Below are 23,995 nucleotides of genomic sequence, written 5' to 3' on the forward strand. Positions count from 1 at the left end.
GCGAACGGCCTCCGGCCCCCGAACACGGACACCGCCATGACCACCATCCACGTCAATGGCCGCGCCTATGAGGTTGCGGTCGAAGCCGACACGCCCCTGCTGTGGGTGCTGCGCGACACGCTCGGCCTGACCGGGACCAAGTATGGCTGCGGCATCGCCCAGTGCGGCGCCTGCACCGTCATGATCGACGGCACGGCCACCCGGTCCTGCCAAGTCCCGGTCGACAGCGTCGGCGCCGCCGACATCCGCACGATCGACGCGATCGAGGAGGATCCCGTCGGCCGCAAGGTGGTGGAGGCCTGGGTGGCCACCCAGGTGCCGCAGTGCGGCTATTGCCAGTCCGGCCAGGTGATGGCGGCGACCGCGCTGCTGAAGAGCAACCCGAAGCCGACCGACGGGGACATCGCCGACGCGATGACGAACCTGTGCCGGTGCGGGACCTACAACCGCGTGGCCTCGGCCATCCGCCAAGCCGCCGGCTGAGGGGAGGACGCATCATGGACCAGCTTCTGTCATCGAAGGCCCTATCACCCAAGGCCCTGTCGGCCGTTCCCTTCATGCGCGCCGACGGGGTCACCAACCTGTCCCGCCGCTCCTTCCTCGGCTTCGGCACGAGCGCGCTCGTGCTCGGCGCCCTGGTGCCCGGGCTTCCCCGGATCGCGCGGGCGGCCGAGGCCACAGCCATCAAGCCCGGCACCCGCGTCCCCGCCTTCCTGGTCATCGGCAAGGACAACACCGTCACGCTGCTGAGCCCCTTCGTGGAGGGCGGCCAGGGCATCAGCACCGGTATGGCCCAGATCGTCGGGGAGGAGCTGGACGTCAACCCCAGCCGCTTCACCGTCGAATGCGCGCCGCCGGGCCCGGACTACGCCGTGATCAATGGCCTGCGCATGACCGGCGGCAGCTTCTCCACGCGGTCGAGCTACCCGCTGATGCGCAAGCTGGGTGCCACCGCCCGCGACATGATGATCCGCACCGCGGCCAAACGCCTGAAGGTCAAGCCGGAGAGCCTGACGACGGAGGACGGCCACGTCGTCCACGCCGCCTCCGGCAAGAAGCTCGCCTACGGCGATCTGGCCGCCGAGGCGCTGACCCTGAAGCCCAACGAGTCCGTGGCGCTGCGCGACCCGGCGACTTTCCGCTACATCAAGCAGCCGGTGGCGCGGCTGGACGTGCGGGCAAAGTCCACGGGCAAGGCGGTCTACGCCATCGACCAGAAGCTGGACGGGATGCTCTACGCCGCCGTCCAGCACGCCCCGAACCTCGGCACGACCGTGGAGTCCGTCGCCAACGAGTCCGCGGTGGCCGCCATGCCCGGCGTCCATTCGGTGCACCGTCTGCCGGGCGCGGTCGCCGTGGCGGCCGACAGCTGGTGGCGCGCCCGCAAGGCCGTGGAAGCGCTCCAGGTCGGCTGGTCGAAGCCCAAGGCGACCGGCTTCGACACGGTGGCCGCCGACTATTCCTCGCAGGGCATCCTAGCGGCGCTGAAGTCGTCCACCGCGTCCGGCGCATCGGCTGAGTCGGAGGGCGACACCGCCGCCGCCTTCGCCACGGCAGACAAGGTGGTGGAGGCGGAGTACGACGCGCCCTACCTCGCCCACGGGCAGCTGGAGCCGCCCTCCTCCATGGCGCGCTTCAACGCCGACGGCACGCTGGAGCTGTGGGTCCCCAACCAGATGCCGGAGCTGTTCCAGTCCGTTGCGGCCCAGGCGTCCGGCCTGCCGCCGGAGAAGGTCATCCTTCACACGCCGATCCTCGGCGGCTTCTTCGGCCGGCACTTCCTCTACGGCAGCTCCAACCCCTTCCTCCAGGCGATCCAGCTCGCCAAGGCCACCAAGCGGCCGGTCAAGGTGCTGTGGTCGCGCGAGGAGGAGTTCCGGATGGACGCCGTCCGCCCCCTCAGCTTCAGCCGCTTCAAGGCGGCGCTCGACAAGGACGGGCGGCCGACCGCCATCCAGGTCCGCACGGTCGGCGAAGGGCCGATCGGCCGCTGGTTCGGTTCGGTGTTCCCCGGCCCGGTGGACGCCTCCGCCGTCGAGGGCATCACGGAGAAGCCCTACGCCATCCCGAACCGCAGCATGGAGTATGTGAAGGTCGCGCACCCCGTGACCATCGCCTTCTGGCGGTCGGTCGGCCATTCCATGAACGACTTCTTCTACGAAGGCTTCCTGGACGAGATCGCCGTGGCCGGCGGGCGCGACCCGTTCGAGCTGCGCATGGAGCTGCTGAAGGACAAGCCGCGGCATCAGAAGCTGCTCCAGACGGTCGCCGCCATGTCCGGTGGCTGGAAGCGCGGCCCGTACGAGGCCGACGGCGGCAAGCGGGCGCGCGGCGTGTCCATGGCCTCCCCCTTCGGGTCGGAGACGGCGACCATCGCCGAGGTGTCGATCGAGGGTGGGGAGACGCGGGTGCACAACGTCTGGGTCGCCTTCGATCCCGGCAGCATCGTCAACCCGGCCATCGTGAAGTCGCAGGTCGAATCGGCGGTCGCGCTGGGCCTGTCGGCAACCCTGTTCGAGGAGCTGGTCTACAAGGACGGCGTCCGCCAGTCGCACAACTTCGACGAATACCCGATCCTCACCCGCCGCTCCATGCCGGCGGTGCATGTGGAAATCGTGGAGAGCGGCGCCCCCATGGGCGGCGTCGGCGAACCCGGCCTTCCCGGCGTGCCGCCGGCCGTGGTCAACGCCGTGGCCGCCCTGACCGGCCAGCGCATCCGCAGCCTTCCCCTCGCCAAGGCCAAGATCGACGTCTGATGCGGTCGGCGGGCACTGGATGTGTTCATCCGCCGACCGCATGATGAGCGGGACGGCTTGACTGTCGCGAATGTCCGAAAAGGATGCATCCGCGACATTCAAGCCGCGCCCATGCAGGCCTACCCTGTCCCGAACAGCCACATCCGGCCGTCTGGTCGGGCAACACCGGCCTTGCGCGGATCCGTTCAGGAATTGTCCCCTATGTCCTCCCCCCTTCCGACATCCAGGGCGCCGCTCTACTGGATGGCCCTCGGGTCGTTCGCGGTCGGCACGGAAAGCTTCATGATCGCGGCGATCCTTCCCGACATCGCCGCGGACCTGTCGGTCAGCGAGCAGGCGGCCGGACAGCTGGTGTCCATCTTCGCGCTGACCTACGCGGCCAGTTCGCCCGTCCTCACCGCGGCGACCGGCGCGGTCAGCCGGCGCCTGCTGCTGATCGTCACGATGCTGGCCTTCGTGGCCGCCAACGTGGTGGCGGCCGTGGCGACCAGCTATACCGGCCTGATGGCGGCGCGCGTGCTGCTCGCCATGGCGGCGGGGCTGTTCGTTCCCAACGCCAACGCGCTGGCCGGCACGCTGGTCCCGCCGGCGGAGCGCGGCCGCGCCCTGTCCATCGTGACGAGCGGCCTCAGCCTCGCCATCGTCTTCGGCGTCCCGCTGGGAGCCGTGGTCGGCAACAGCCTGGGCTGGCGCATGACCTTCGGCGGCGTCGCGGCGCTGGCCGTGGTGGCGGTCGCCGGGCTGTTCGTCGGGCTGCCGCGGTCCATCGGCGCGTCCACCACCGTCGTCAGCCTCGGCGCGCGGCTGGAGGCGCTGAAGAACCCGGCGGTGCGCCGGCCGCTGGCGATCATGACGCTGTGGGCCATGGGCCCCTTCACCACCTACCCGTACCTCGCCACCTACTTGCAGCACGTCACCGGACTGGAAGGGGCGGCCGTGGGCGCCGCGCTGTTCGCCTGGGGGATCGCGGCCTTCGTCGGGCTGACGCTGGGCGGGCGCGCCAACGACCGGCTGGGCAGCAAGCGGGTGGTGGGCCTGACCCTGCCGGCCATCGCGCTGGCGCTCGCCGGCCTGTCGCTGACCGCCTACACGCTGCCGCCGTCGCTGGCGCTCGTCCCCGCCTTCGTCGCGATCATGGTCTGGGGCTTCGCCGCCTGGGCCTTCTACCCGGCGCAGCAGGCGCGGCTGATCTCCATCGTCGGCCCACAGGGCGCGTCGATCATCCTGTCGGTGAACGCCTCCTTCCACTACTTCGGCTTCTCGGTGGGCGCGGCGCTGGGTGCGCTGGTGCTCAGCGTCGGCGGCGTGCGCGACCTCGGCTGGGTCGGCGCGCTTTGCGTCGCCGCCGCCTGCGCGCTGGAGTACATGCCCGCGCGGAAGGAGCGTCCGGCCGCGGCCCCGCTTCACTCCGCCAAATGCGCCAGCGGCAGCGCCGTGCGGTAGCGCACCTGCTTCAGCGCGAAGCTGGAGCGGATGTTGGCGACGCCGGGGATGCGCGTCAGATGCTCCTTCAGGAAGCGCTCGTAGCTCGCCAAGTCCGGCACGACAACGCGCAGCAGGTAATCGGCATCCCCGGTCATCAGGTAGCATTCCATCACCTCGGGCAGGTCCATCACAGCCTGCTCGAAGGCGTCGATGCGCTCCTCCACTTGGCGTTCCAGGCTGACGCTGACGAAGACGTTCACCGCAAGGTCGACGGTGGCCGGATCGACCAACGCCACGTGACGGGTGATGACGCCGGCATCCTCCAGCGCCTTCACCCGCCGCAGGCAGGGCGAGGGCGACAGGCCGACCCGCTCCGCCAGTTCGTTGTTGTGCTGCCGGCTGTCCTGCTGTAACAGCGCCAGGATCTTCCGGTCGATGCGGTCGAGTTTGATTTTTGGCATCGGCTGTCGCGTTTTCAGTTTTGACGCAATCCGATGCTAAACGAGGCTGGCTTTCGGCGCCACTTTGCAAACTTCTGCCAGGACACAAATGATAGGTTTGACCAATCATCGACCGCCGCTCCGCCGAAGGGGGACATCATGGCCGCGACCGTTCCGAACCAAGCCGACCTCGCCTGCCTGCACGAGCTGGAGCGCAAGGTCCTCTGGCTTGCGTCCTGGACGATCCACAACGCCAACCACGTCCGCCCCAATCTGGACGGGCTGAAGATCGGCGGGCACCAAGCGTCGTCCGCGTCGCTCGCCACCATCATGACGGCGCTGTACTTCTCGGCCCTGCGGCCGGAGGACCGCGTCGCGGTGAAGCCGCACGCCAGCCCCATCTTCCACGCCATCCAGTATCTGCTGGGCAACCAGACGCGCGAGAAGCTGGAGAATTTCCGCGGCTTCAAGGGCGCGCAGTCCTACCCGTCCCGCACCAAGGACGTGGACGACGTGGACTTCTCCACCGGCTCCGTCGGGCTGGGCGTGGCGCAGACGCTGTTCGCCTCGCTGGTGCAGGACTACGTGAAGGCCAAGGGCTGGGCGAAGGACCTGCCGGAGGGGCACATGGTGTCGCTGGTCGGCGACGCCGAGATGGACGAGGGCAACATCTTCGAGGCCCTGCTGGAGGGCTGGAAGCACGGCCTGCGCAACACTTGGTGGATCGTCGACTACAACCGCCAGAGCCTGGACGCGGTGATCCGCGAAGGGCTGTGGGAGCGGCTGGAGAACATCTTCCGCGCCTTCGGCTGGGACGTGGTGATCCTGAAATACGGCACGCTGATGCAGCAGGCGTTCAAGGAGCCCGGCGGCGAGCGGCTGCGGCAATGGATCGACCAGTGCCCGAACCAGCTCTACTCCGCCCTGACCTACCAGGGCGGTGCCGCGTGGCGGAAGCGGCTGATGGACGAGCTGGGCGACCAGGGCCCGGTCTCGCAACTGATCGAACGCCGCAGCGACGAGGAACTGGCTCGGCTGATGGGCAACCTGGGCGGCCACGACCTGCCCTCCCTGCTCGACGCCTTCGCCCAGGCGCGCACGCACGACCGGCCGGTCTGCTTCATCGCCTACACCATCAAGGGCGCCGGTCTGCCGCTGGCCGGGCACAAGGACAACCACTCCGGGCTGATGACCCCGGCGCAGATGGAGGCGTTCCGCGCCGCCAACAGCGTCCGGCCGGGGCACGAGTGGGACCATTTCGAGGGGCTGGGCCTGCCGGCCGACACGCTGTCGGGCTTCCTGAAGCGGGTGCCCTTCGCCGCCAAGGGGCGCCGCCGCCACGCCTCCGCACCCGTGCCGGTTCCCGCCGCCCTGCCCGTCCCGGCGCAGAAGAGCCTGTCCACGCAAGCCGCCTTCGGCCTGATCCTGAACGAACTTGGCCGCGAGAAGACGGGCCTTGCGGAGCGCATCGTGACCACCGCGCCCGACGTGACGGTGTCCACCAACCTCGGCGCCTGGGTGAACCGGCGCGGCCTGTTCGCCAAGAGCGCCATGGCCGACCTGTTCAAGAAGGAACGCATCCCCTCGACCTACACGTGGGACTTCTCGCCGAATGGCCAGCACATGGAACTGGGCATCGCCGAGTCCAACCTGTTCATCCTGCTGTCGGCGCTGGGCCTGTCGCACTCGCTGTTCGGGGAGCGGCTGCTGCCCATCGGCACGGTCTACGACCCCTTCATCATGCGGGCGGCGGACCAGATGAACTACGCCTGCTACCAGGACGCCCGCTTCCTGCTGGTGGCGACGCCGTCCGGCGTGACGCTGGCGCCGGAGGGCGGCGCGCACCAGTCCATCGCCACGCCGCTGGTCGGCATGGCCCAGGACGGCCTCGCAACCTTCGAGCCGGCCTTCGCCGACGAGCTGTCGGTGGTCATGCGCTGGGCCTTCGACTACATGCAGCGCGACGGCGAGGGGGAGCCCGACGAGCAGAACTGGCTGCGCGACGAGACGGGCGGCTCCGTCTACCTGCGCCTGTCCTCCCGCACGCTGGAGCAGCCGACCCGGACCATGACGCCGGAGCTGGAGCGCGACATCGTGCAGGGCGCCTATTGGCTGCGCCGGCCGGGGCCGAACGCGCAGGTGATCGTCGCCTACACCGGCGCCGTCGCGCCGGAGGCGATCGAGGCGGTTGGCATGCTGGGCGAGGACCGGCGCGACGTCGGGCTGCTGGCCGTCACCTCCGCCGACCGTCTGCACGCGGGCTGGAGTGCTGCGCAGCGGGCGCGGGAGCGCGGCCTCAGCCACGCCCGCTCCCACGTGGAGCGCCTGCTGGAGGGCGCGCCACCGCACTGCGCGCTGGTCACGGTGGTGGACGGGCACCCGGCGACGCTGGGCTGGCTCGGCTCCGTGCAGGGGCACCGGACGCGGGCGCTGGGCGTGGAGCATTTTGGCCAGACCGGCACCATCGCCGACCTCTACCGCCACCACGGCATCGACGCCCAGGGCATCGTGCGCGCAGCGGAGGCCCTGACGCCGGGCCGCCCGGTGCGGTACCTGCGGGCGGTGTGAGAGCGTACCCATCGTCTTAAGACGACGACAAGTCACTGATAAACGAAGAAAAGCCCCTCTCCCTTGAGGGGAGAGGGGTCGGGGTGAGGGTGGCGCCGACGAATGTCGGCCGGAAATTTTTGTCCCGCCTTCCGGCGGTAACGACCCCTCATCCCAACCCTTCTCCCCCAAGGGGAGAAGGGCTTTTACCTGAAGAATCTCAGATCACACCCGGCGGAAGACTAGCGAGGTGTTGATGCCGCCGAAGGCGAAGTTGTTGGACATCAGGTATTCGGTGTCCAGCGGCCGCGCCGCGCCGGTGACGTAGTCCAGGGGGGCGCAGCGTTCGTCCACCGCGTCCAGGTTCACGGTGGGAACGAAGCGCCCCTCCCGCATCATCTCGATGCCCAGCCACGCCTCCAGCGCGCCGCAGGCGCCCAGCGTGTGGCCGAAATAGCTCTTCAGCGAGTGGATGGGCATGCGCTCGCCGAAGACGGCGTTGGTCGCCTTGGTCTCGGCGATGTCGCCCCACTCCGTGGCCGTGCCGTGGCCGTTGACGAAGCCGATCGCCTCGGGGGCAAGCCCGGCATCCTCCAGCGCCAGCCGCAGGGCGATCTCCATGGTCTCCGCCTGGGGCTGGGTGACGTGGTTGCCGTCGGAGTTGCTGCCGAAGCCGACCAGCTCCGCGTGGATGCGGGCGCCGCGGGCGATGGCGCGCTCCCGCTCCTCCAGGATCAGGGTGCAGGCGCCCTCGCCGATCACCAGCCCGTCGCGGTCGCGATCGTAGGGGCGGGGCGAGCTGTGCGGGCGGTCGTTGCGGGTGGAGGTGGCGAACAGCGTGTCGAAGACGGCCGATTCCGTCACGTCCAGCTCGTCGGCGCCGCCGGCGATCATGACGTCGGCCTTGCCGAAGCGGATCGCCTCGTAGGCGTAGCCGATCCCCTGGCTGCCCGAGGTGCAGGCGCTGCTGGTCGTGATGATGCGGCCGGTCACGCCGAAGAACAGGCCGATGTTCACCGCCGCCGTGTGGCTCATCATCTGGATGTAGCTGGTGGCGTTCAGCGTCTTGGACCGCCCCTCCTTCATCAGCTCCGCGAAGGCGAGGACCGGCGCCGGGCTGCCGAAGGAGGAGCCGTAGGCGATGCCCGTCCGCCCGCCCTTCACCACCGGGTCGTCGGTCAGGCCGGCGTCGGCCAGCGCGCGTTCGGTGGCGTAGACGGCCATGCGCGACACCGGCCCCATGGTGCGCGTCTTCTTGCGCGGGTAGCGGTCCTCGATGGAGAAGTCCAGGACGGGGGCGGCGAGGCGGGTGTTGATGCCGTCGAACCGCTCCCACTCCGCCATGGTGCGGACGGCGGTTTCCCCGCGGTCCATGCGGGCGCGGATGGACGGCCAGTCCTGCCCCAGCGCGGTGACGCCGCCGAATCCCGTGACCACGACCCGGCGCATCAGACCATGCCCCCGTTGACCGAAATGACCTGGCGGGTGATGTAGCCGGCCTCGTCGGAGCACAGGAAGGCGACGGCGGCCGCCACCTCCTCCGGCCGGCCGAGGCGGCGCATGGGCACCGCCTTCATCACCTCGTCCATCGGCAGCCCCTCGACCATGGCCGTGTCGATGACGCCGGGGGCGACGCAGTTGACGGTGATGGCCCGCTTCGCCAGCTCGATCGCCAGCGCCTTGGTGGCGCCGATGATGCCGGCCTTGGCCGCGCTGTAGTTGACCTGCCCGCGGTTGCCCGCCACGCCCGACACCGACGACAGCGTGACGATGCGCCCGCCCTTGCGGGCGGAGACCATGGGCATGACCAGCGGCTTCAGCACGTTGTAGAAGCCGTCCATGTTGGTGCCGAGCACGCTGTCCCAATCCTCGTCCGACATGGCCGGGAAGGCGGCGTCGCGGGCGATGCCGGCGTTCAGGACGACGCCGTAATACATGCCGTGCGCCTCGATGTCGCCGTCCAGCGCCGCCCGGCAGGCCGCGCGGTCGGCGATGTCGAAGCCGAGCGTCCGCCCCTGCCCGCCGGCCGCGGCGATGGCGGCCAGCGTGGCCTCGGCCCCGTCCGCGTCGCGCCCGTAATGGACGACGATGGCAAAGCCGTCGCGGGCCAGCCGTTCGGCGATGGCGCGGCCGATGCCCTTGCTGGCGCCGGTGACGAGTATCGTGCGTGTCATGATGAGACTTTAACCCCCTGGCTCGCCAGCAGCGCCGCCGTGTCGGCCGGTTGGTAGACGGTCAGCTGGGCCTTCGCCGCCTCCCGCCCGTCCGCCACGGCCATGCAGTCGAAAACGCCCATCTCCCCGTCCCGGTAGACGAGCGCGGCGGTCACCTCCACCCGCGTTCCCTCGGGGAACCAGGAGACGGCAGCCTTGAAGTCCCGCGTGCCGAGCAGCAGGCCGAGGCGCACCGGCCCGCCGCTCTCCAGCGCCTCCGCGCCGACGAAGGCGCCGCAGGCCTGGGCCATCCACTCGATGGCGACATGGGCGGCCATGCCCCGCCCGGCCTCGAAGAAGGGGGCGCCGGCGCGCACGGTGAGTGCTGCGACCAGCCGCGTGTCGTCGCGCCCGACGACCTCGTCCAGCAGGATCATCGGCCGTCCGTGCGGCAGCAGGGCGTCCATCGGGTAGGGACAAGATTTCACGGTCGGCCTCCCCGCCCGAAGACCAGCGCCACGTTGCTGCCGCCGAAGGCGAAGGAGCTGCTGAGCATCGCCGCCGGCCCCTGCGGGTCGGGCAGCGCCGCGCCCGGCGCCGTCAGGGCGAGCGGCGGAATGGCCGGGTCGGCGACTCCATCCCACAGGTGCGGCGGCAGGAACCCCGCCGGGTTGTGCGCCCGGTGCAGGGTCAGCCACAGGAAGGCCGCCTCGCAGGCCCCGGCGGCGCCCAGTGTGTGGCCGGTCATGCCCTTGGTGGAGCTGCAGGGCGTGTCGGCGCCGAACAGCGCGCTCATCGCCTTGCCCTCCATGGAGTCGTTGAGCGGCGTGCCGGTGCCGTGCAGATTGACGTAAGCGATGCCGCGCGGCGCCAGGCCGGCGTCATCAAGCGCCGCCGCCATGGCGGCCAGCGCCCCGCGCCCTTCCGGGTCGGGCGCGCTGACATGGTGCGCGTCGGAGCTTTCGCCGACGCCGAGCAGGTTCACCTCCGCCGGCTCCCGCGTCATCAGGAAAGCGGCTGCGGCCTCCCCGATGTTGATGCCGTCGCGGTTGGCGCTGAAGGGGGCGCAAAGCCCGCCCGACACCGCTTCCAAGGAGGCGAAACCGCCCACCGTCATGCGGCACAGCGTGTCAGCCCCGCCCACCACGGCGGCGTCGGCCAGCCCGGCGCGGATCAGCCGGCGCGCGGAGCCGAAGACCTTGCCGCTGGAGGAGCAGGCGGTCGCCACCGTGTAGGCCGGCCCGGTCAGCCCCAGGGCGCGGGCGGCGAAGTCGGCGAGGCCGCCGGTCTCCTGCTGGCGATAATGGAAGCCGGCGGGCCAGGCGCCGTCGCGCTGGAAGGCCGCGAAGGCCGCTTCCCCCTCCGCGATGCCCGCGGTGCTGGTGCCGAGCACGACGGCGACGCGGTGCCGGCCGAAGCGGCGGGCGGCGTCCTCCACCGCGCCGGCGATCTGGTCCAGCGCCAGCAGCATCAGGCGGTTGTTGCGGCAGTCCCAGGCCTCCAGCCCGGCGGGAACGGGCGGCAGCGGATCGTTGACCGCACCGACATGGACCGCGCGGCCGGGGATGAAGCCCTCCCGCGCCGCCAGCCCGGCCCGCGTGCCGGTGAAGAGCGCGTCGGCGACCGCGGCGGTGCCCGTGCCGATCGGCGTGGCGAGCCCCATGGCCGGCAGCCCGAAGCCGGTGCTCATTGGCCCTGCTCCTGCGACTGCACCTCGATCTCGTAGCCCCAGGCGAGGTTCGCGTAGGTCAGCGTGCCGGTCCAGGGACCGCCCACCGTCCAGCCGTAGCGCGCGCGCAGCAGGTCCTGCCCGTCGGCGCGCACTGTGCGCGACGTGGCGTCGGCTGCAAGCTCCGCCCCCGCCGGGGCCAGCGCCTTGCGCACCACCGCGTCCGGCCAATAGAGCACGACGAGATCGGCCAGCATGGCGCCGGGCCGCACGCCGTCGGGCAGCCAGGGCGCCGTCTCCACCTCCACGCCGGCGTCGGTCCAGGTGACGGTCATGGCCCGCCGGCCCAGCGTGTCGAGCCCGACCAGCGTGAAGCGTTCCGGCGTGACGCTGACGTGCCCCTCGAACACGAAGGTGTCGCCGCCGCGCCGCGCGGTGATGAGCTGGGCCGCCTCCACGCTGCGGCCGAGGTCGGCCGGGCGCGGCAGGGCGAGGCGCTGCGTCGGCCCGATCATCGGCGCCCGCGCGTCCGGCCCCGTGCCGGGACCGGTGGCGCAGGCGCCGAGCAGGACGGCCAATCCCAGGACCGATTTCCGAAAGGCATGAACCAAGACGCGAAGACCCTCTGAAAGACGCGCGATCTTACATCAACTCACGAGTTACGCACGCGCTGGTGTTGTGACCTTCGGCCTCGCGGCAAGCGGTGCCAGCAGGAAGGACAGCGACACGCCCACCAGCATGGTCAGGCCGAAGCTGTGGACGGCCGCCACCTGGCTGAAGGCCAGAAGCCCGAAGGACAGCAGCGTCGTCAGCGTCGCGAGCCACACCGCGACCATGGTGACCGGCCGCCGGTCCGGTCCGCCCTCCCCCGCCCTGGAAGCGGGTCCGGATTCGGCGCAGAAGATGCTGTAGTCGACCCCGACGGACAGGATCAGCACCAGCGCCATGGCGTGGAAGAAGGTGAAGCCCTGCCCGGCCAGCGCCGCCACGGCCGGGGCGATCGCCAGCGCCAGGGACGACGGCAGCATGGTGCGCAGCGCCCCCCTCCAGCCATAGCGCCAGACCAGCACCGGCACCATCAGCAGGGCCGACCCGGCGATCAGCAGCATCGCCCGCTCCCGGTACTTGCCCAAGAGCGCGCTGAAGTCGGCGGTGGGATCGACCAACCGCACGCCCTCCACGCCGGCCAGCGCCGCCCGCACGGCGTCCGGCCGGGTCAGCCCTTGCAAGGCGACGACGTGCAGGCCGGGGCCGAGCACCAGTTCGCCGAGGAAGGGCACGTCGCCCCGCCCGAGCGCCGCGGCGAGCGTCAGGGGGGCGACCGCCTCCCCGTCCTTCTCCGGCGGTGCCGGCGGCAGGCCGAGCTGTTCGCGCTGGGCGGCGAGGTACGGCCCCTCCAGCGCGCCGCGCAGCAGGGCGCGGTTCTCCGCCTGCCGCCGGGCGGAGGGCACGAAGGACGCCGGCATCTGATAGCCGGCGATGGCCCCGTCGCCCTTCAGCGCGGCCAGCGCGCCGGCGATGTCCTCCTCCCGCCGCAGGGCCGCCTCGTCGTCGGACGCGCGGACCAGCAGGAACTGCGTCGCGGTGGTGGCGCCGATGCGGCGCTGGATCTCCTCCTGCTCCCGCACCAGCTCAGGCGACAGCGATTGCAGCCGGCGCACGTCGTCGTCCACGTGCAGCCGCGACAGGCCGAGCACCCCGACGAGGCCCAGCGCGACCAGCAGAAGCGCCCGCGCCGGGCGCCAGCGCGCGTCCTCCCAGAAGCGCCACAGGCGGCCGGCGGCGGCCAGCAGGCCGTCGCCGTGGCGCAGGGGTGCTGAGCGGTCGAGCGCCGGCAGCCACAGCGCCACCGTCAGGAAGGCCGCCAGCAGCCCGAGAATGGAGAAGGCCGCGATCTGCCGCAGCCCCGGGAATGGTGCCAGCATCAGCGCCATGTAGCCGATCAGCGTGGTCAGCAGCCCCAACTGGATGCCCGGCAGCACGTGGGCGAGGCGTTCGCGCGGCGTGCCGGCCGTCCGGTCGAACAGGCAGGCGCTGTAGTGCAGGCTGTAGTCCACCGCGACGCCGATCAGGCTGGTCCCGAACAGAAGCGCGGCCACATGCAGCTCCCCGAACAGGAACAGGCTGCCGGACAGGCCGACACCCAGTCCGACGCCCAGCGCCAGCAGGTTGTGCAGCAACGGCCCGACCCGCCGGAACACCAGCAGGATCAGCAGCACCGTCCCGCCCAGCGACAGGGTGGACAGCCAGCTGGACTCGCTCAGCGCCGCCTGCGACCCGGCCTGCGCGAAGAACACCGCCCCCAGCCGCTTGACCTGGAGGCCGGGCGAGTCCCGCCGCAGCCGCTCCACCGCCGCGTCGAAGGCGCCGATGACGCGCTCCTGCACGTCCAGCTCGAACGGCTCCCCCGCCAGCAGGGCAGTGACGAGGATCCAGGTGGTGCCGTCCTCCACCACCGTCAGCAGCCCGTCGTCGGGGGTCAGCTTCGACAGGGGAAAGGGCAGCCCGGTGAAGAAGGACGGCAGCAGCAGGAAGGGGTCGGCGCGCAGCAGGTTGGCGTCGGCCATCCCGAACACGCCGTAGGCCTGCGACAGGGCGCGCAGCGCGATCTCCTCCCCCCGCCCGGCGAGCAGGAGCGCGCGGTCGCCCTCGCTCAGCAGGCCGCGGCGGTGCGGGAAGTAGAGGGCGCCCATCGCCTTCATCCGGTCGGCGCCGATCTCGTCCCCAGCGGCGGACACCAGCCCGGTCGCCTTCAGGTCGGCGGACAGGGCCTGCGCCGCGGCGCGCGCCCGCTCCCGCGAGGTGTCGCCGACCAGCGCCACCACCCGGCGCCCCAGCGCGCGGGACACCGCCTCGTTGGCGCGTTGCAGGACCGGATCCTGTTCCTCCCGCGGCAGAAGCGCCAGCAGGTCGGTGCGGAAGGTCAGCCCGTCCTGGATGCGGTGGACGAGGTGGAGGCCGGCCAGCAGGACCAGCGCCAGCCACGCCCATGCGGCGAGGCGCCGGCTCATGACCGGTCCGCGGCCCCCAGCAACCCGGCCTCGTCCTCCGCCGGCGGCCCCGCGATCAGCTCCTGGTCGAGGAAACGCAGTATGTCGCTGTCGCCCTCGGGCTTGACGATCTCCACCGCCTCGACGAGGCGGGCGCCGGTCAGCGTGATGCGGCGGATCGGCATGGCCGGGTCGTCGGCCTTCAGCGGCACCAGCACCATCCGCCAGCCGGCGGGGTCGCTCTCCCGCGTCACGGCGAACAGCCCCTCCAGCGACCGCAGGTCACCGCCGAGCGCGCCGCCGAGCATGGCGTAGAGCTTCGACAGGAAGGGCAGCTTGGACGCGGGCAGCCGCATGGTTTCCGTCCCGCGCACCTCCTGCACGATGCCGGACGGGCTCATCACCGTGGTCATGGCGAAGGGCTTGTCCGTCCGCCACAGCAGGCCGCGCCCGGGCACCAGGGTGAAGCGCCCCTCGCTCTTCAGCGGGTTCTGGAAGCCCTTCAGGTGCCGTTCCTGCACGAAGCGCCCGCGCAGCACCTGCCCCTCGGCCAGGGTCGCGGGTTCCGGCGGCGCGGCCAGGGCGGAGGGCGCAAAGGCAAGGAAAGCCAGCAGGGCAAGGATGATGCGGGTCACAGCAGGGCCCTCACCTTCTCGATCAGGATGGGCGGGGATTCGAAGGACAGCTCGCCGGTCTTGGCGTGCACGGCCAGCTGCACGGTGCGGGCCTTGGTCAGCAGCTCCCCGGTCTTCTCGTCGCGGATGCGGTAGTCGATGCGGATGCGGTTCTCGTACTCGGCGAGCGTCGCGGTGACGACCACGGTCTGGGCGAAGCGGATGGGCCGCACATACTTCAGCTGCATGTCGACGATGGGCCACATGAAGCCGGACGCCGCCATGTCCGGGTAGTTGTAGCCGATCCGGTCCAGCAGGGCGCAGCGCGCCTGCTCCAGGTAGCGGGCGTAGTTGCCGTGCCAGACCACCTCCATGGGGTCCAGGTCGTAGAACTGGGCCTGGATGGTGACGTCTGCGGAAATCATGAAGCCTTGCTCCCTTCCGGGCGGGCCCAGAAATCGAAGAAGTTGAACCACTGGTACGGGTCGGCGAGCGCGTGGTGCTCCAGCCGACCGGCGAAGGCGGCGGCGTAGCCGGCCAGCGCCTCCTCCCGCTTGCCGCGGGGCAGGACGACGCGCTCGGCCAGCTTTTCGGCGTCGAGCCGGTGGCGGTCGCCCTCGCGCCGGCAGAACAGCAGGTAGACGGGGCAGTCCAGCAAGGCCGCCAGGATGTAGGGGCCCTGCGAGAAGGGCGCCGGTTCCCCCAGGAAGGGCACGAGGCTGACGCGCCCCCGGCTCTGCACCGGCACGCGGTCGCCGGCGATGACGACCCACTGGCCCTGCTCCACCCGCTCCTTCAGCGCGATGGCGGTCTCCGGCCCGACCTCCGTGACCTGGAGCGTGTTGACCGCGGCCTCCGGGTTCCAGTCGCGCAGGAGCCGGTTGTAGTTCTCGGCGTGGCGGGTGTGGACCAGCACCAGCAGGCGCCGCCGCGTCGCCGCGTCCAGCACGGCGCGCGACAGGTCGACGTTGCCGAGATGCGCGACGATGAACAGCGCCCCGCGCTCCCGCCCCGCCGCCTCGCGCAACGCGTCGGTCTCGCCGGGCACCACCACCTCCGGCCCCAGCCGGCCGGTCCAGCCGGCGAAACTGTCCAGCGCCCGCCCGGCGAAGGACAGGAAGTGGCGGAAACCGTCGCGCCAGGTCGGCCGCCGCCCTTCCCCGCGCGCGGCGAAGGCGCGCGTCAGGAAGGCGGCCGAGGCGCGGCGCTGCTCCGCCCCCGTCAGGTAGAAGTAGAGGATCACCGGCGCGATGACGGCCAGGCAGGCGCGCCGCCCCAGCAGACGGTAGGCCGCCGCGCAGAAGCGCAGGCCCCAGCCCATCCCCCGTTCCGCGAGGCCTGCCCAATGGCTGCTGCGGCCGACCCGGCGCGGCCGGTTCCGCAGGATGCCGGGCAGGCGCAGCAGCATGGAGACGACCAGCCGCGTGTGCATCAGCGAGATGCGGACGTTGTCGCGCAGCAGGTCGAAGTTGGAGGTGTTGTCCGGCGGGTAGGTGACGCGCACGGGCAGCTCGGCGACCGGCGTGCCGCGCCAGAACAGGCGGACCATCACCTCCGTGTCGAAGTCCATGCGCCGGCCGATCCGCTCGCCCGAGGCCAGCAGCCGCTCCACCGCCGCCAGCGGGTAGACGCGGAAGCCGCACATGGAATCGCGGATGCGCAGCGACAGCGTCTCCACCCAGACCCAGACATGGGTGACCCAGCGGCCGATGGCGCGCCCCCGCGGGATGGTCGCGTCGTAGACGGGCACGCCGGTGACCAGCGCGTCCGGGTTGCGGCGGGCGAGGTCGAGCAGCCCAGGCACGGCGTCCGGGTCGTGCTGCCCGTCCGCGTCGACCTGGGCGGCATGGGTGAAGCCGCCGGCGAGCGCCATGCGGAACCCCTCCATCACGGCGCCGCCCTTGCCCTGGTTCAGCTCCAGCCGGCGCACGGTCACGCCGCCCGCCGGGTCGTGCAGGGCGGCGAGCGCGGCGCGCGCCGGCTCCCCGCTGCCGTCGTCGATGACGAAGACCGGCAGCCCCTGCGCGCGCAGGCCGGCCACCGCCGCGCCCACGGCGCGCCAGTGGTTGTGGCTCGGCACGATAGCGCAGGGGCGGAAAGGCGCGGTCACGGCCCCTCCAGCGCGATGGAGCCGCTGGTCAGCACCTCGTCGGCGCTGCGGTATTCGAAGGTCAGCCGCCGCCGGGCGACGACGTGGCGGAGCGTCAGCGTGACCGTGGCGTCGGGCACGGTGACGCGGCGGAACTTCACCTGGAAACTCCGCGCCACCCCGTCGCCGGCCCCAAGATGCCGGGCCGCCAGCCTCGCCGCCCAGTCGATCTGCGCCACGCCGGGCACGATGGGCATGCCGGGAAAATGCCCCTCCAGTTGGGCGAGGCTGGCGGGCAGGAACAGATCCAGCTCCACTCCGTCGGGCAGCGGGCGCGTGGCGCGAACGTCGGGTTCGGTCGGACGTTGGGAGGATTGCTCCATGGACGCGGTGTCCTCGAACAGCGATGCGATGTCGGCGTGGCGCCGTTTGCCGAGCGGGCCGGACGGCAGGGCGTCCAGGAAACGCCAGTGCCGGGGCAGGCCGGCGGGTTCCTGCGTGGCGGCCAGCGCGCGGCGCAGCTGCCGGCCGAAGCGGAAGGCGCCCACCTCGGCGAGGCGCGCGGCACCCACGCCGCTGGGCACCACCACGGCGGCGAGGCGCGGCGGCTCGCCCGGCAGGCTGACGGCGACGGCGTCCGCCACCTCCGGCAAGGCGCGCAGGCGGGCCTCGACCTCGGCCAAGCTGACCCGCTTGCCCTCGATCTTCACGATGCGGTCGGCCCGGCCGAGCAGGCGGAAGCCGCCCCCCTCCGCCAGGGCGATGCGGTCGGCGCCCTCGAACAGCCCATCGCCGGCCACGAAGGGGGAGCGCACGCGCATCAGCCCGGCCCCGTCCGCCTCCACAGCGACGCCCGGCAGCGGTTGCCAGACCGGGTCCGGCGTCGAGCGATGGCGCAGGGCGATGGCGCCGGTCTCGGTGCTGCCGAAGATTTCCGTGACCGGCACGCCGAACAGGGCGGCGGCGTGCTCGGCCGCCGCCTCGGCCAAAGGGGCGCCGGCGGACAGGACGAGGCTCGGCCGCCGTTCCAGATTGATCCGGCCGATGCCGTCCATCCGCGACAGGTGCGCCGGGCTGGTGACCAGCGCGTCGCCCGCGGCCAGCGCGGACAGGGCGCCTTCCCACAGCTCGTGCGCCGGCCCGGCGATCACCCGCCCGCTCGCCAGCGGCCAGCACAGCCGGAAGGCAAGCCCGTAGACATGCTGGTGCGCCACGGTGCCGTGCACCGTCGCCCCCGCCGGGACCATGGCCCCGAGGACGCGGTCGAGGGTTGCCGCCTCCCGCTCCAGCAGGGCGAGCGTCTTGGCGATGCGCTTGGCCTCGCCGGTAGACCCGGAGGTGAAGACCGTCACCGGCGCCGCCGGGTCGAGGGGACCGGGCGCGGCACCCTCCCCGCCCGGCTCCAGCACCAGGGCGTTCCCGTCGCCGGTCCGTGGTTGGTCGCACAGGAGGAGGTCCCAGGCCCCGGCCAGCCCGGCGATGGTGCCGGGCTGCGCGTTGGGCGGAAGAATCGCCTCGGCCCCGGCGTGGAGCAGCGCGAACAGGCCGACCGCCCCCCAATAGGCGTCCTGGGTCACCAGCAGCCCGCGCCGTCCGCCGGCGCGCCTCACCCGTGCGGCGTTGCCGGCGACGTCGGCCCGGAAGCGGGCGAAGCTGATCGTCCCGCCATCGGTGACCGCGACGGGACGGTCCACAGACCACCCCTCAGCGAACAGCCGGGACAGTGCCTGCGCCGTCATGCCGTCCCCCGCTGGCGCACGGCGCGGCGGACGAGCATTTCCCCGGCGAACAGCGCGCCGGTGACCAAGTAGGACAGCAGCCCCGTCCACAGCGCCCAGGCCGCGTCGTCGCCGGCCAGGGCCAACCCGGCGGCAATCACTGCGTTCAGCAGCAGCCAGCCGGTCCACAGCGCGGTGACGGCGCGGCAATAGGCCACGCCGCGCGGCGGCAGGTCGGGTTCCGTCCGGCGGGCGAAGCGTTCGACCAGGCTGGGCGGGTGGCGCAGCGTCACGCCGAAGGCGGCGGCGAAGCCCAGGCTGACGACCACCGGGTAGAACTTGGCGGCCAGCGCCGGGTCAAGCAGAGCCAGCGCCGCCAGGACCACCGCGGCCCCCGCCAGCGGCGCCCGCCAGACGCGCGCGGCCGGGCTGGCCGAGCCGGCCAGACGCAGCCCGATCAGCGCCAGCGCCACGGCGACGAAGGCCAGCGGCGGCACCGCCCCGCGGCCCAGATAGACCGCGCCCGGGTAGGCGAGGCTCAGCACGAGCATCGCCGCCTTGGCGACGACGGGCACCTCACTCCACCAGCAGGGCTTGCACCTGGTCCAGGACGTCGCCCACGGTGCGGACGCTCTTGAACTCCTCCGGCTTGAACTTGCGCCCGGTCAGTTCCTGGAGCTTCACGACCAGATCGACCGCGTCGATGCTGTCCAGGTCCAGGTCGTCGAACAGGCGCGCGTCCAGCGACACGCGGTCGGGCGGCACCTCGAAGAGGTCTTCCAGGTAGCCCTTCAGCTTCTCGTAGATCTTGTCGCGCGACAGCACGGCCGTGGTCCCCATCATGCCCCCGTCCATCATGCTTCCGTCCCTCATGCCTGCTGCGCCGCCGCGTCCGCCGTCTGCTGGGAGCGGATGAACCGGGCCAGGCTGCGCACGGTGGCGAAATGCGCCTTGATGTCCTCGCTCACCGACTCGATCCGCAGCCCGAACTTCTTGCGCAGGGCCACGCCCAGTTCCAGGGCGTCGATGGAGTCCAGCCCCAGCCCGTCCACGAACAGCGGTTCCTCGCTGTCGATGTCCTCGGGACGCAGATCCTCCAGCTTCAGGGAGTCGACGATCAGCGCTTTGACTTCAGTTTCCAGGTCATCCATGGGCAAGCCGTTCTGCGTAGTACTGTTCGATGAAGCGCACCAGCTTGCGCGCGGCAAGCGAGCGGTGTTGGGTGCCGAGCCAGGCCTTGGCGTCGATGCGGTCGCCCACCTCGACGCGGAAGCGCGGGCGGCGGCTGGGAATGGCCCACCAGGGCTCGCCCTTGATCAGGGTGGCCGGCGAGCAGGTGATGGTGACGAGCTGAAGCTCCGCGCCGAGCAGCGTGGCGATGTTGGCGAAGCCCCGGCGCAGGCGCATCGGCTCGCCGGGGACGGTGCGTGTCCCCTCGGGGAAGATGATCAGCCGATTGCCGGCCTCCAGCGCCTGCCGGCAGGCGTCGAGAAGCGCCTCGGGCTCCAGGTCGTTGCGGATGTAGCCGGTGCCGCGGACCAGGTTGCCGAGATAGGGGCTGGCCCAGAGTTCCTTCTTCACGATGCACTGGGCGCGCGGGACCAGCGCCATCAGCAGCACGACGTCCAGCAGCGACGGGTGGTTGGCGATGATCATCTCGCCCTTCATCCCGCTGCCCCCGTCGCGCAGCCGCTCCGCCGCGACGACCTCCACCGCGATGACGCGCAGCGAGACCAGGATCCACAGGTAGAAGCGGAAGGCCCAATGGATCAGCCATTGGTTCCGCTCCCGCCGGCGCGGGCCGGGCGGCGTCACCGCATGGACCAGCGGGAAGGCCGTCAGGGCCAGCACCGCCCCGCCCCCGAACAGGAAGGCGAAGGCGAAGCCCGTTCCGGCAAGGCGCCAGAGGCGGTCCAGACGCTCAACCATCCCGGCGCCACTCCCAGCGCATGCGGCCACCCTCCGCCGTGGCGCTCGCAGCGCCGGACAGGAGAAAGCGCAGGAAGGCAAGCTCGGCGGGCTCCCGGGCCGGGCCATCGGCATTGGCGGCCGGTTCGGCGGACATGACGAGGGCGCCCTCCCCCGCCGCGACCGGTCCCAGGGCCAGCGCGACGACCAGCGGCTGCTCCGCGTCGCCGTCCTCGCGGAATTGGTCGTAGGGTTCGGGCAGCGGTTCGTCGCCGTAGAGGAGCAGGACCGGCTCGTCGGGCCGTTCGGCCAGCCCGGCCAGCGCCTCAATCAGGCCAAAGCCGAAGCTGTCGGGGCCGGCGGCCAGCGCGGTGTGGCCGGCGCGGTTGCCGGTGTGGATCGACAAAAGCCCGACCAGCCCGTGATGGACCGACATGCTGAACTCCGCCGGCGACGGCGGTTCCCCGGCGCATTGCGCACGGAGGATCCCCAGCGTGCGCGACAACTCCCCATGGCGCGAGGCCAGCACGCAACGCGCGGTTGCCGCATAGTCGCCGCAGGCAAGCGCCCCGGCGATCATCTTCTGGCCGAAGGCGGTGGTGCGCCGGCGCAGCATCATGGGCAGGGACGGCGCAGCCGCGTCCGCCGCGGCCTCCACCGGTTGCCCGCCGGCCCAAACGCGCCATGCGGCCCGCCCCTCGCGTGCCGGAGCCCAGGCCCACCAGTCGCGTACCGAAAAGCGCAGTCCCGGAGTCATCATCGGTCCGCCCAAGCCGCCGCTCAGTAGCCCACGCGGTACAGACGCTTCTCGATCTCGTCTTCCAGCGCGTGGACGTTCTTGTTGTAGGCGCGGTGGATCTGATCCCCCTGCTCCTTCAGGTTCGACGATCCCACATGGTCGATGCTGTAGCTCTCGTTGGAATAGACGATGTTCACCGTCGCCGAATGGTCGCGCCATTTCTGCGTCGCCTGCATCAGCCCCGGCCGGATGCGGTCGACGTTCCAGCCGCGCGCGGTGGCGGCCTCAAAGATGGCGCGTTCGATGTCGGCCAGCGGCTTCCTCTGCGCGGCCGCCGGAATGGCGTGACCCTTCACGGAATAGATCGGCTGCATCCGCTGGCAGCCGCCCAGGATCACCGACGCCCCCAGCAGGAAAACGATAAGGTGAGGAATGGTCTTCAACTTCTTTATCCCCATCGGCGGCCACAACTCTTGCAACCGCGACACTCCCGCCCCACGCCTACCATAGGGCGTAAGGGTATTGGTAGCGTCATACGATTGCAGGATTGAAACAGACACTCGTTGTCCCACGGCTTCGGAAGGGCAAGCGCGGCTCAGCGCATTCCGGCGACCTGGTCCAGGCTGCAGCCGCGGCCCGGCGCCCTCACCAGGGCCGGACAGCCCTTCGCACGGGCATCGGCGCCGGAGGGCAGCGGCCGGCCCGGCGCCAGCATCCAGGCGGCCACGTCGTCGGTCACCCGATCGCCGTTCAAGGACCGCATCAGCAGGTGCCGCCCCCGCTCGTACAGGGCCAGCGTCGTGCCGGGTGCGCCGTCCGGCGGCGGCAGCCGGCGGAGCAGCGCGGCGACGCCGTCGCGCGGCACATGGCCGTCCAGGTCGCCCAGCAGGACCAGGGTCGGCAGGCGCACCGACGCCGCCTTCTGCCGGGCGCTGCGCATCAGCGCGACGATCCCGGCCAGCGTGTCGAGCCGCGTGCGGTGGATGATGAGGGTGTCCTCGCGCAACCGCTTCAGCACGTCGGGGTCGTCGGTGGACGGGTTGTTCACGGACAGCGGCGGCACCGTCGCCGACGGCGCCACGGCGCTGAGCGCCATCGCCGCCGCGTAGGTCACCTCCGCGCGCGGCCCCGACCCCCAGATGGCCGGGGCGGACAGCACGAGGCCGTCGAGCAGCCCCGGCTCCGCCCGCCCCGCGGCAAGGACGGCGACGGCGGCGCCCATGCTTTCACCCAGCAGGAACAGCGGCGTGCCGGGATTGCCCTCCCGCAGAAGCCGGGCGAGCGCCAGCAGGTCGTCGGCCATGCGGTCGCCGCCGTACCAGCGTCCGCGCTCCGCGGCGCGGCCGAAGCCGCGCTGGTCGATGGCGTAGGTCGCGATTCCCGATAACGCCCAGCGCCGGGCCGGCGGGGCGAAGGACGCCCCATAGTCGTTCATCCCGTGGGCGACGACGGCGATCGCGCGCACCTCCCCGTCGGGCTTCCAGGCATGGACCGGCAGGCGCACCCCATCCTCGGCCGTCAGGGCCTGCGCGTCGAGCGTGGGGCGAACGGCCGAGTGCGCGGCGGACCCCGACCCGTCCGATCGGCAGGCGGCGAGCAGGGTCCCAACCATGGTGATCACCGCCGCGATCATCCAGACCCGGACCATCCCCGCCCCCGCCCTTCATTAGCTTGAACTCAAGTAGGGCGCGATTGCGACAAGGCCAGTTCCGGCGCTGGCGCGATCCGGGCTATTCCGAAGGCGCCGTTATGGGCTTCCGTGCGGGTTGGCGGTGCCGGTCGGAGTTTCCGCCAGCCAGCGCCGCACCGGCTCGTCCGTCTCGTTCGCCGCCTCGCTCCAGCCCGGCGGGACGCCGTTCATGTCGGGCAGGCGGTGGGCGATGCCCTTGTGGCAGTCGATGCAGGTGCGCTGGCCGGTGAACAGGAACTGCTGGTGGATGCGCGCCGCCCGCGCCCCCTGCTTGGTGATGTCCATGGACTCGGCCGAGTGGCAGTTGCGGCATTCCAGGGAGTTGTTGGCCTTCAGCCGCGCCCATTCATGCTCCGCCAACTCGCGCCGCATCGCCACGAACTTGTCGCGCGTGTCGATGGTGCCGAAGATCTTGCCCCAGACCTCCTTGGAGGCCTGCATCTTGCGGGCGATCTTGTCCGTCCAGTTGTGCGGGACGTGGCAGTCCGGGCAGGTGGCCCGCACGCCGGACCGGTTCGTGAAGTGGATGGTGGTCTTCAGCTCCTCATAGACGTTGTCGCGCATCTCGTGGCAGCCGGTGCAGAACTTCTCCGTGTTGGTCGCCTCCAGCACCGTGTTGAAGCCGCCCCAGAACATCACGCCGGCGACGAAGCCGCCCAGCGTCAGGAAGCCGAGGCTGAGGTACCGGCTCGGCCCCGCGATGGTGCGCCAGGGCCGCAGCAGGAACTCCGGGATGCTCCATCTCATCGCCGGTCTCCCCCATCCGACGGCCCGCCCGACGGTCGGCTGATCAGGCTGTCCACGTCCTTGAAGGTGTTGGTGACGATGGGCTGCGCCACGGTCTGCGGAACGTGGCACTGCATGCAGAAATAGCGGCGCGGGCTGACCGCCCCCAGCGTCTGACCGTCACGGTTCACGTAATGGGTGATGCTGATCATCGGCGCCTGCGAGGCCCCCGTGTACTGGCGGCTGTGGCAGGTCAGGCACTGGTTGTTGTTCAGGGAGATCTGGTAGTCGCGCACGTTGTGCGGGATCACCGGCGGCTGTTCCGGGTAGTTGCGGGCGACGCGTCGGTCATCGGTGACGTCGGCCGGGATCGGCGGGGCGGCGGTCTCGTCGGTGAAGTTGATCGGCGGCCGGAAGGGCGAGTCCAGCCGGGCCGGGCCGGAATTCTGGCCAGCGTTTTGGGCCGCGAGCAGGGCGGGCACGAGGCAGGGCAGCGCCGCGGCCAGCGCGATCAGGACATGGCGGGGCATG

Annotated in this window: 24 protein-coding genes; 4 read left to right on the forward strand and 20 right to left on the reverse strand. The window is 71.5% G+C overall.

What is annotated here, in order from left to right:
* Positions 1-36 precede the first annotated feature (36 nt).
* The 3 genes from J2851_RS08900 (at position 37) to J2851_RS08910 (ending at position 4,199) form a co-directional block, all read left to right on the forward strand.
* A complete protein-coding gene (locus J2851_RS08900) occupies positions 37-483 on the forward strand; it encodes a (2Fe-2S)-binding protein (protein WP_209765845.1) in 447 nt (148 codons plus the stop codon).
* Between the two features lie 14 nt (positions 484-497).
* Positions 498-2,756, forward strand: coding sequence for a xanthine dehydrogenase family protein molybdopterin-binding subunit (locus J2851_RS08905; protein WP_209765846.1), 2,259 nt, complete (start codon positions 498-500; stop codon positions 2,754-2,756).
* 201 nt (positions 2,757-2,957) lie between these two features.
* A complete protein-coding gene (locus J2851_RS08910; RefSeq protein WP_209765847.1) occupies positions 2,958-4,199 on the forward strand; it encodes an MFS transporter in 1,242 nt (413 codons plus the stop codon).
* On the opposite strand, the gene J2851_RS08915 is transcribed toward J2851_RS08910, so the two are convergent.
* Complete coding sequence (locus tag J2851_RS08915; RefSeq protein WP_209765848.1) at positions 4,160-4,642, reverse strand: Lrp/AsnC family transcriptional regulator; 483 nt, start codon at positions 4,640-4,642, stop codon at positions 4,160-4,162. The genes J2851_RS08910 and J2851_RS08915 overlap by 40 nt on opposite strands.
* A gap of 138 nt (positions 4,643-4,780) precedes the next feature.
* On the opposite strand from J2851_RS08915, the gene J2851_RS08920 reads away from it, so the two are divergent.
* Complete coding sequence (locus J2851_RS08920) at positions 4,781-7,189, forward strand: transketolase-like TK C-terminal-containing protein (RefSeq protein ID WP_209765849.1); 2,409 nt, start codon at positions 4,781-4,783, stop codon at positions 7,187-7,189.
* A 204-nt stretch (positions 7,190-7,393) separates the two neighbouring features.
* Here J2851_RS08920 and J2851_RS08925 read toward each other — a convergent pair whose 3' ends face one another.
* From J2851_RS08925 to J2851_RS09015, 19 genes are all read right to left on the reverse strand, one after another.
* Complete coding sequence (locus tag J2851_RS08925; RefSeq protein ID WP_209765850.1) at positions 7,394-8,617, reverse strand: beta-ketoacyl-ACP synthase; 1,224 nt, start codon at positions 8,615-8,617, stop codon at positions 7,394-7,396.
* Positions 8,617-9,342 (reverse strand): 3-ketoacyl-ACP reductase FabG2, encoded by a 726-nt coding sequence (locus tag J2851_RS08930; protein ID WP_209765851.1) that lies wholly within the window; start codon positions 9,340-9,342, stop codon positions 8,617-8,619. Before J2851_RS08930 ends, J2851_RS08925 begins: the two co-directional genes overlap by 1 nt.
* On the reverse strand, positions 9,339-9,809 hold the full coding sequence (locus tag J2851_RS08935; protein ID WP_209765852.1) for a hotdog family protein: 471 nt from the start codon (positions 9,807-9,809) through the stop codon (positions 9,339-9,341). The genes J2851_RS08930 and J2851_RS08935 overlap by 4 nt, the downstream gene beginning before the upstream one ends.
* Complete coding sequence (locus J2851_RS08940) at positions 9,806-11,011, reverse strand: beta-ketoacyl-ACP synthase (protein WP_209765853.1); 1,206 nt, start codon at positions 11,009-11,011, stop codon at positions 9,806-9,808. The genes J2851_RS08935 and J2851_RS08940 overlap by 4 nt, the downstream gene beginning before the upstream one ends.
* On the reverse strand, positions 11,008-11,568 hold the full coding sequence (locus J2851_RS08945; protein WP_209765854.1) for a DUF3261 domain-containing protein: 561 nt from the start codon (positions 11,566-11,568) through the stop codon (positions 11,008-11,010). The genes J2851_RS08940 and J2851_RS08945 overlap by 4 nt, the downstream gene beginning before the upstream one ends.
* 81 nt (positions 11,569-11,649) lie before the next feature.
* The gene (locus J2851_RS08950; RefSeq protein WP_209765855.1) at positions 11,650-14,001 is read right to left on the reverse strand and encodes an MMPL family transporter; all 2,352 of its coding nucleotides are present in this window, start codon (positions 13,999-14,001) and stop codon (positions 11,650-11,652) included.
* The gene (locus J2851_RS08955; protein WP_209765856.1) at positions 13,998-14,615 is read right to left on the reverse strand and encodes a LolA family protein; all 618 of its coding nucleotides are present in this window, start codon (positions 14,613-14,615) and stop codon (positions 13,998-14,000) included. Before J2851_RS08955 ends, J2851_RS08950 begins: the two co-directional genes overlap by 4 nt.
* Positions 14,612-15,019 carry an acyl-CoA thioesterase gene (locus tag J2851_RS08960; protein ID WP_209765857.1) on the reverse strand — a complete coding sequence of 136 codons (408 nt, stop codon included), beginning with the start codon at positions 15,017-15,019 and terminating at the stop codon, positions 14,612-14,614. Before J2851_RS08960 ends, J2851_RS08955 begins: the two co-directional genes overlap by 4 nt.
* Positions 15,016-16,704: a glycosyltransferase family 2 protein gene (locus J2851_RS08965; RefSeq protein WP_209765858.1), complete on the reverse strand. Its 1,689-nt coding sequence runs from the start codon at positions 16,702-16,704 to the stop codon at positions 15,016-15,018. The genes J2851_RS08960 and J2851_RS08965 overlap by 4 nt, the downstream gene beginning before the upstream one ends.
* Positions 16,701-18,422, reverse strand: coding sequence for an ApeI family dehydratase (locus J2851_RS08970; protein ID WP_209765859.1), 1,722 nt, complete (start codon positions 18,420-18,422; stop codon positions 16,701-16,703). The genes J2851_RS08965 and J2851_RS08970 overlap by 4 nt, the downstream gene beginning before the upstream one ends.
* Positions 18,419-18,976, reverse strand: coding sequence for a COG4648 family protein (locus J2851_RS08975; RefSeq protein WP_209765860.1), 558 nt, complete (start codon positions 18,974-18,976; stop codon positions 18,419-18,421). Before J2851_RS08975 ends, J2851_RS08970 begins: the two co-directional genes overlap by 4 nt.
* 1 nt (position 18,977) lies before the next feature.
* Positions 18,978-19,244, reverse strand: a complete 267-nt coding sequence (locus tag J2851_RS08980) for an acyl carrier protein (protein ID WP_246500524.1) — start codon at positions 19,242-19,244, stop codon at positions 18,978-18,980.
* Between the two features lie 26 nt (positions 19,245-19,270).
* Complete coding sequence (locus tag J2851_RS08985; protein WP_209765861.1) at positions 19,271-19,552, reverse strand: phosphopantetheine-binding protein; 282 nt, start codon at positions 19,550-19,552, stop codon at positions 19,271-19,273.
* Positions 19,545-20,330, reverse strand: a complete 786-nt coding sequence (locus J2851_RS08990) for a lysophospholipid acyltransferase family protein (protein WP_209765862.1) — start codon at positions 20,328-20,330, stop codon at positions 19,545-19,547. The genes J2851_RS08985 and J2851_RS08990 overlap by 8 nt, the downstream gene beginning before the upstream one ends.
* Positions 20,323-21,069, reverse strand: coding sequence for a beta-ketoacyl synthase chain length factor (locus J2851_RS08995; protein WP_209765863.1), 747 nt, complete (start codon positions 21,067-21,069; stop codon positions 20,323-20,325). The genes J2851_RS08990 and J2851_RS08995 overlap by 8 nt, the downstream gene beginning before the upstream one ends.
* 20 nt (positions 21,070-21,089) lie before the next feature.
* Positions 21,090-21,491 (reverse strand): hypothetical protein, encoded by a 402-nt coding sequence (locus J2851_RS09000; protein WP_209765864.1) that lies wholly within the window; start codon positions 21,489-21,491, stop codon positions 21,090-21,092.
* A gap of 152 nt (positions 21,492-21,643) precedes the next feature.
* Positions 21,644-22,696, reverse strand: coding sequence for an alpha/beta fold hydrolase (locus J2851_RS09005; protein ID WP_209765865.1), 1,053 nt, complete (start codon positions 22,694-22,696; stop codon positions 21,644-21,646).
* A 99-nt stretch (positions 22,697-22,795) separates the two neighbouring features.
* Entirely contained in the window at positions 22,796-23,485 is a 690-nt protein-coding gene (locus J2851_RS09010; RefSeq protein ID WP_209765866.1) for a NapC/NirT family cytochrome c, read from the reverse strand.
* Positions 23,482-23,994, reverse strand: coding sequence for a nitrate reductase cytochrome c-type subunit (locus tag J2851_RS09015; protein WP_209765867.1), 513 nt, complete (start codon positions 23,992-23,994; stop codon positions 23,482-23,484). Before J2851_RS09015 ends, J2851_RS09010 begins: the two co-directional genes overlap by 4 nt.
* Between the last annotated feature and the right edge of the window lies 1 nt (position 23,995).

The sequence above is a fragment of the Azospirillum rugosum genome, assembly GCF_017876155.1.
GTDB lineage: Bacteria > Pseudomonadota > Alphaproteobacteria > Azospirillales > Azospirillaceae > Azospirillum > Azospirillum rugosum.

Coding starts and splice junctions, on each gene's coding strand:
- J2851_RS08900 (WP_209765845.1), top strand. CDS start 37: ATGACCACCATCCACGTCAATGGCCGCGCCTATGAGGTTGCGGTCGAA.
- J2851_RS08905 (WP_209765846.1), top strand. CDS start 498: ATGGACCAGCTTCTGTCATCGAAGGCCCTATCACCCAAGGCCCTGTCG.
- J2851_RS08910 (WP_209765847.1), top strand. CDS start 2,958: ATGTCCTCCCCCCTTCCGACATCCAGGGCGCCGCTCTACTGGATGGCC.
- J2851_RS08915 (WP_209765848.1), bottom strand. CDS start 4,642: ATGCCAAAAATCAAACTCGACCGCATCGACCGGAAGATCCTGGCGCTG.
- J2851_RS08920 (WP_209765849.1), top strand. CDS start 4,781: ATGGCCGCGACCGTTCCGAACCAAGCCGACCTCGCCTGCCTGCACGAG.
- J2851_RS08925 (WP_209765850.1), bottom strand. CDS start 8,617: ATGCGCCGGGTCGTGGTCACGGGATTCGGCGGCGTCACCGCGCTGGGG.
- J2851_RS08930 (WP_209765851.1), bottom strand. CDS start 9,342: ATGACACGCACGATACTCGTCACCGGCGCCAGCAAGGGCATCGGCCGC.
- J2851_RS08940 (WP_209765853.1), bottom strand. CDS start 11,011: ATGAGCACCGGCTTCGGGCTGCCGGCCATGGGGCTCGCCACGCCGATC.
- J2851_RS08950 (WP_209765855.1), bottom strand. CDS start 14,001: ATGAGCCGGCGCCTCGCCGCATGGGCGTGGCTGGCGCTGGTCCTGCTG.
- J2851_RS08960 (WP_209765857.1), bottom strand. CDS start 15,019: ATGATTTCCGCAGACGTCACCATCCAGGCCCAGTTCTACGACCTGGAC.
- J2851_RS08970 (WP_209765859.1), bottom strand. CDS start 18,422: ATGACGGCGCAGGCACTGTCCCGGCTGTTCGCTGAGGGGTGGTCTGTG.
- J2851_RS08980 (WP_246500524.1), bottom strand. CDS start 19,244: ATGATGGGGACCACGGCCGTGCTGTCGCGCGACAAGATCTACGAGAAG.
- J2851_RS08985 (WP_209765861.1), bottom strand. CDS start 19,552: ATGGATGACCTGGAAACTGAAGTCAAAGCGCTGATCGTCGACTCCCTG.
- J2851_RS08990 (WP_209765862.1), bottom strand. CDS start 20,330: ATGGTTGAGCGTCTGGACCGCCTCTGGCGCCTTGCCGGAACGGGCTTC.
- J2851_RS08995 (WP_209765863.1), bottom strand. CDS start 21,069: ATGATGACTCCGGGACTGCGCTTTTCGGTACGCGACTGGTGGGCCTGG.
- J2851_RS09005 (WP_209765865.1), bottom strand. CDS start 22,696: ATGGTCCGGGTCTGGATGATCGCGGCGGTGATCACCATGGTTGGGACC.
- J2851_RS09010 (WP_209765866.1), bottom strand. CDS start 23,485: ATGAGATGGAGCATCCCGGAGTTCCTGCTGCGGCCCTGGCGCACCATC.
- J2851_RS09015 (WP_209765867.1), bottom strand. CDS start 23,994: ATGCCCCGCCATGTCCTGATCGCGCTGGCCGCGGCGCTGCCCTGCCTC.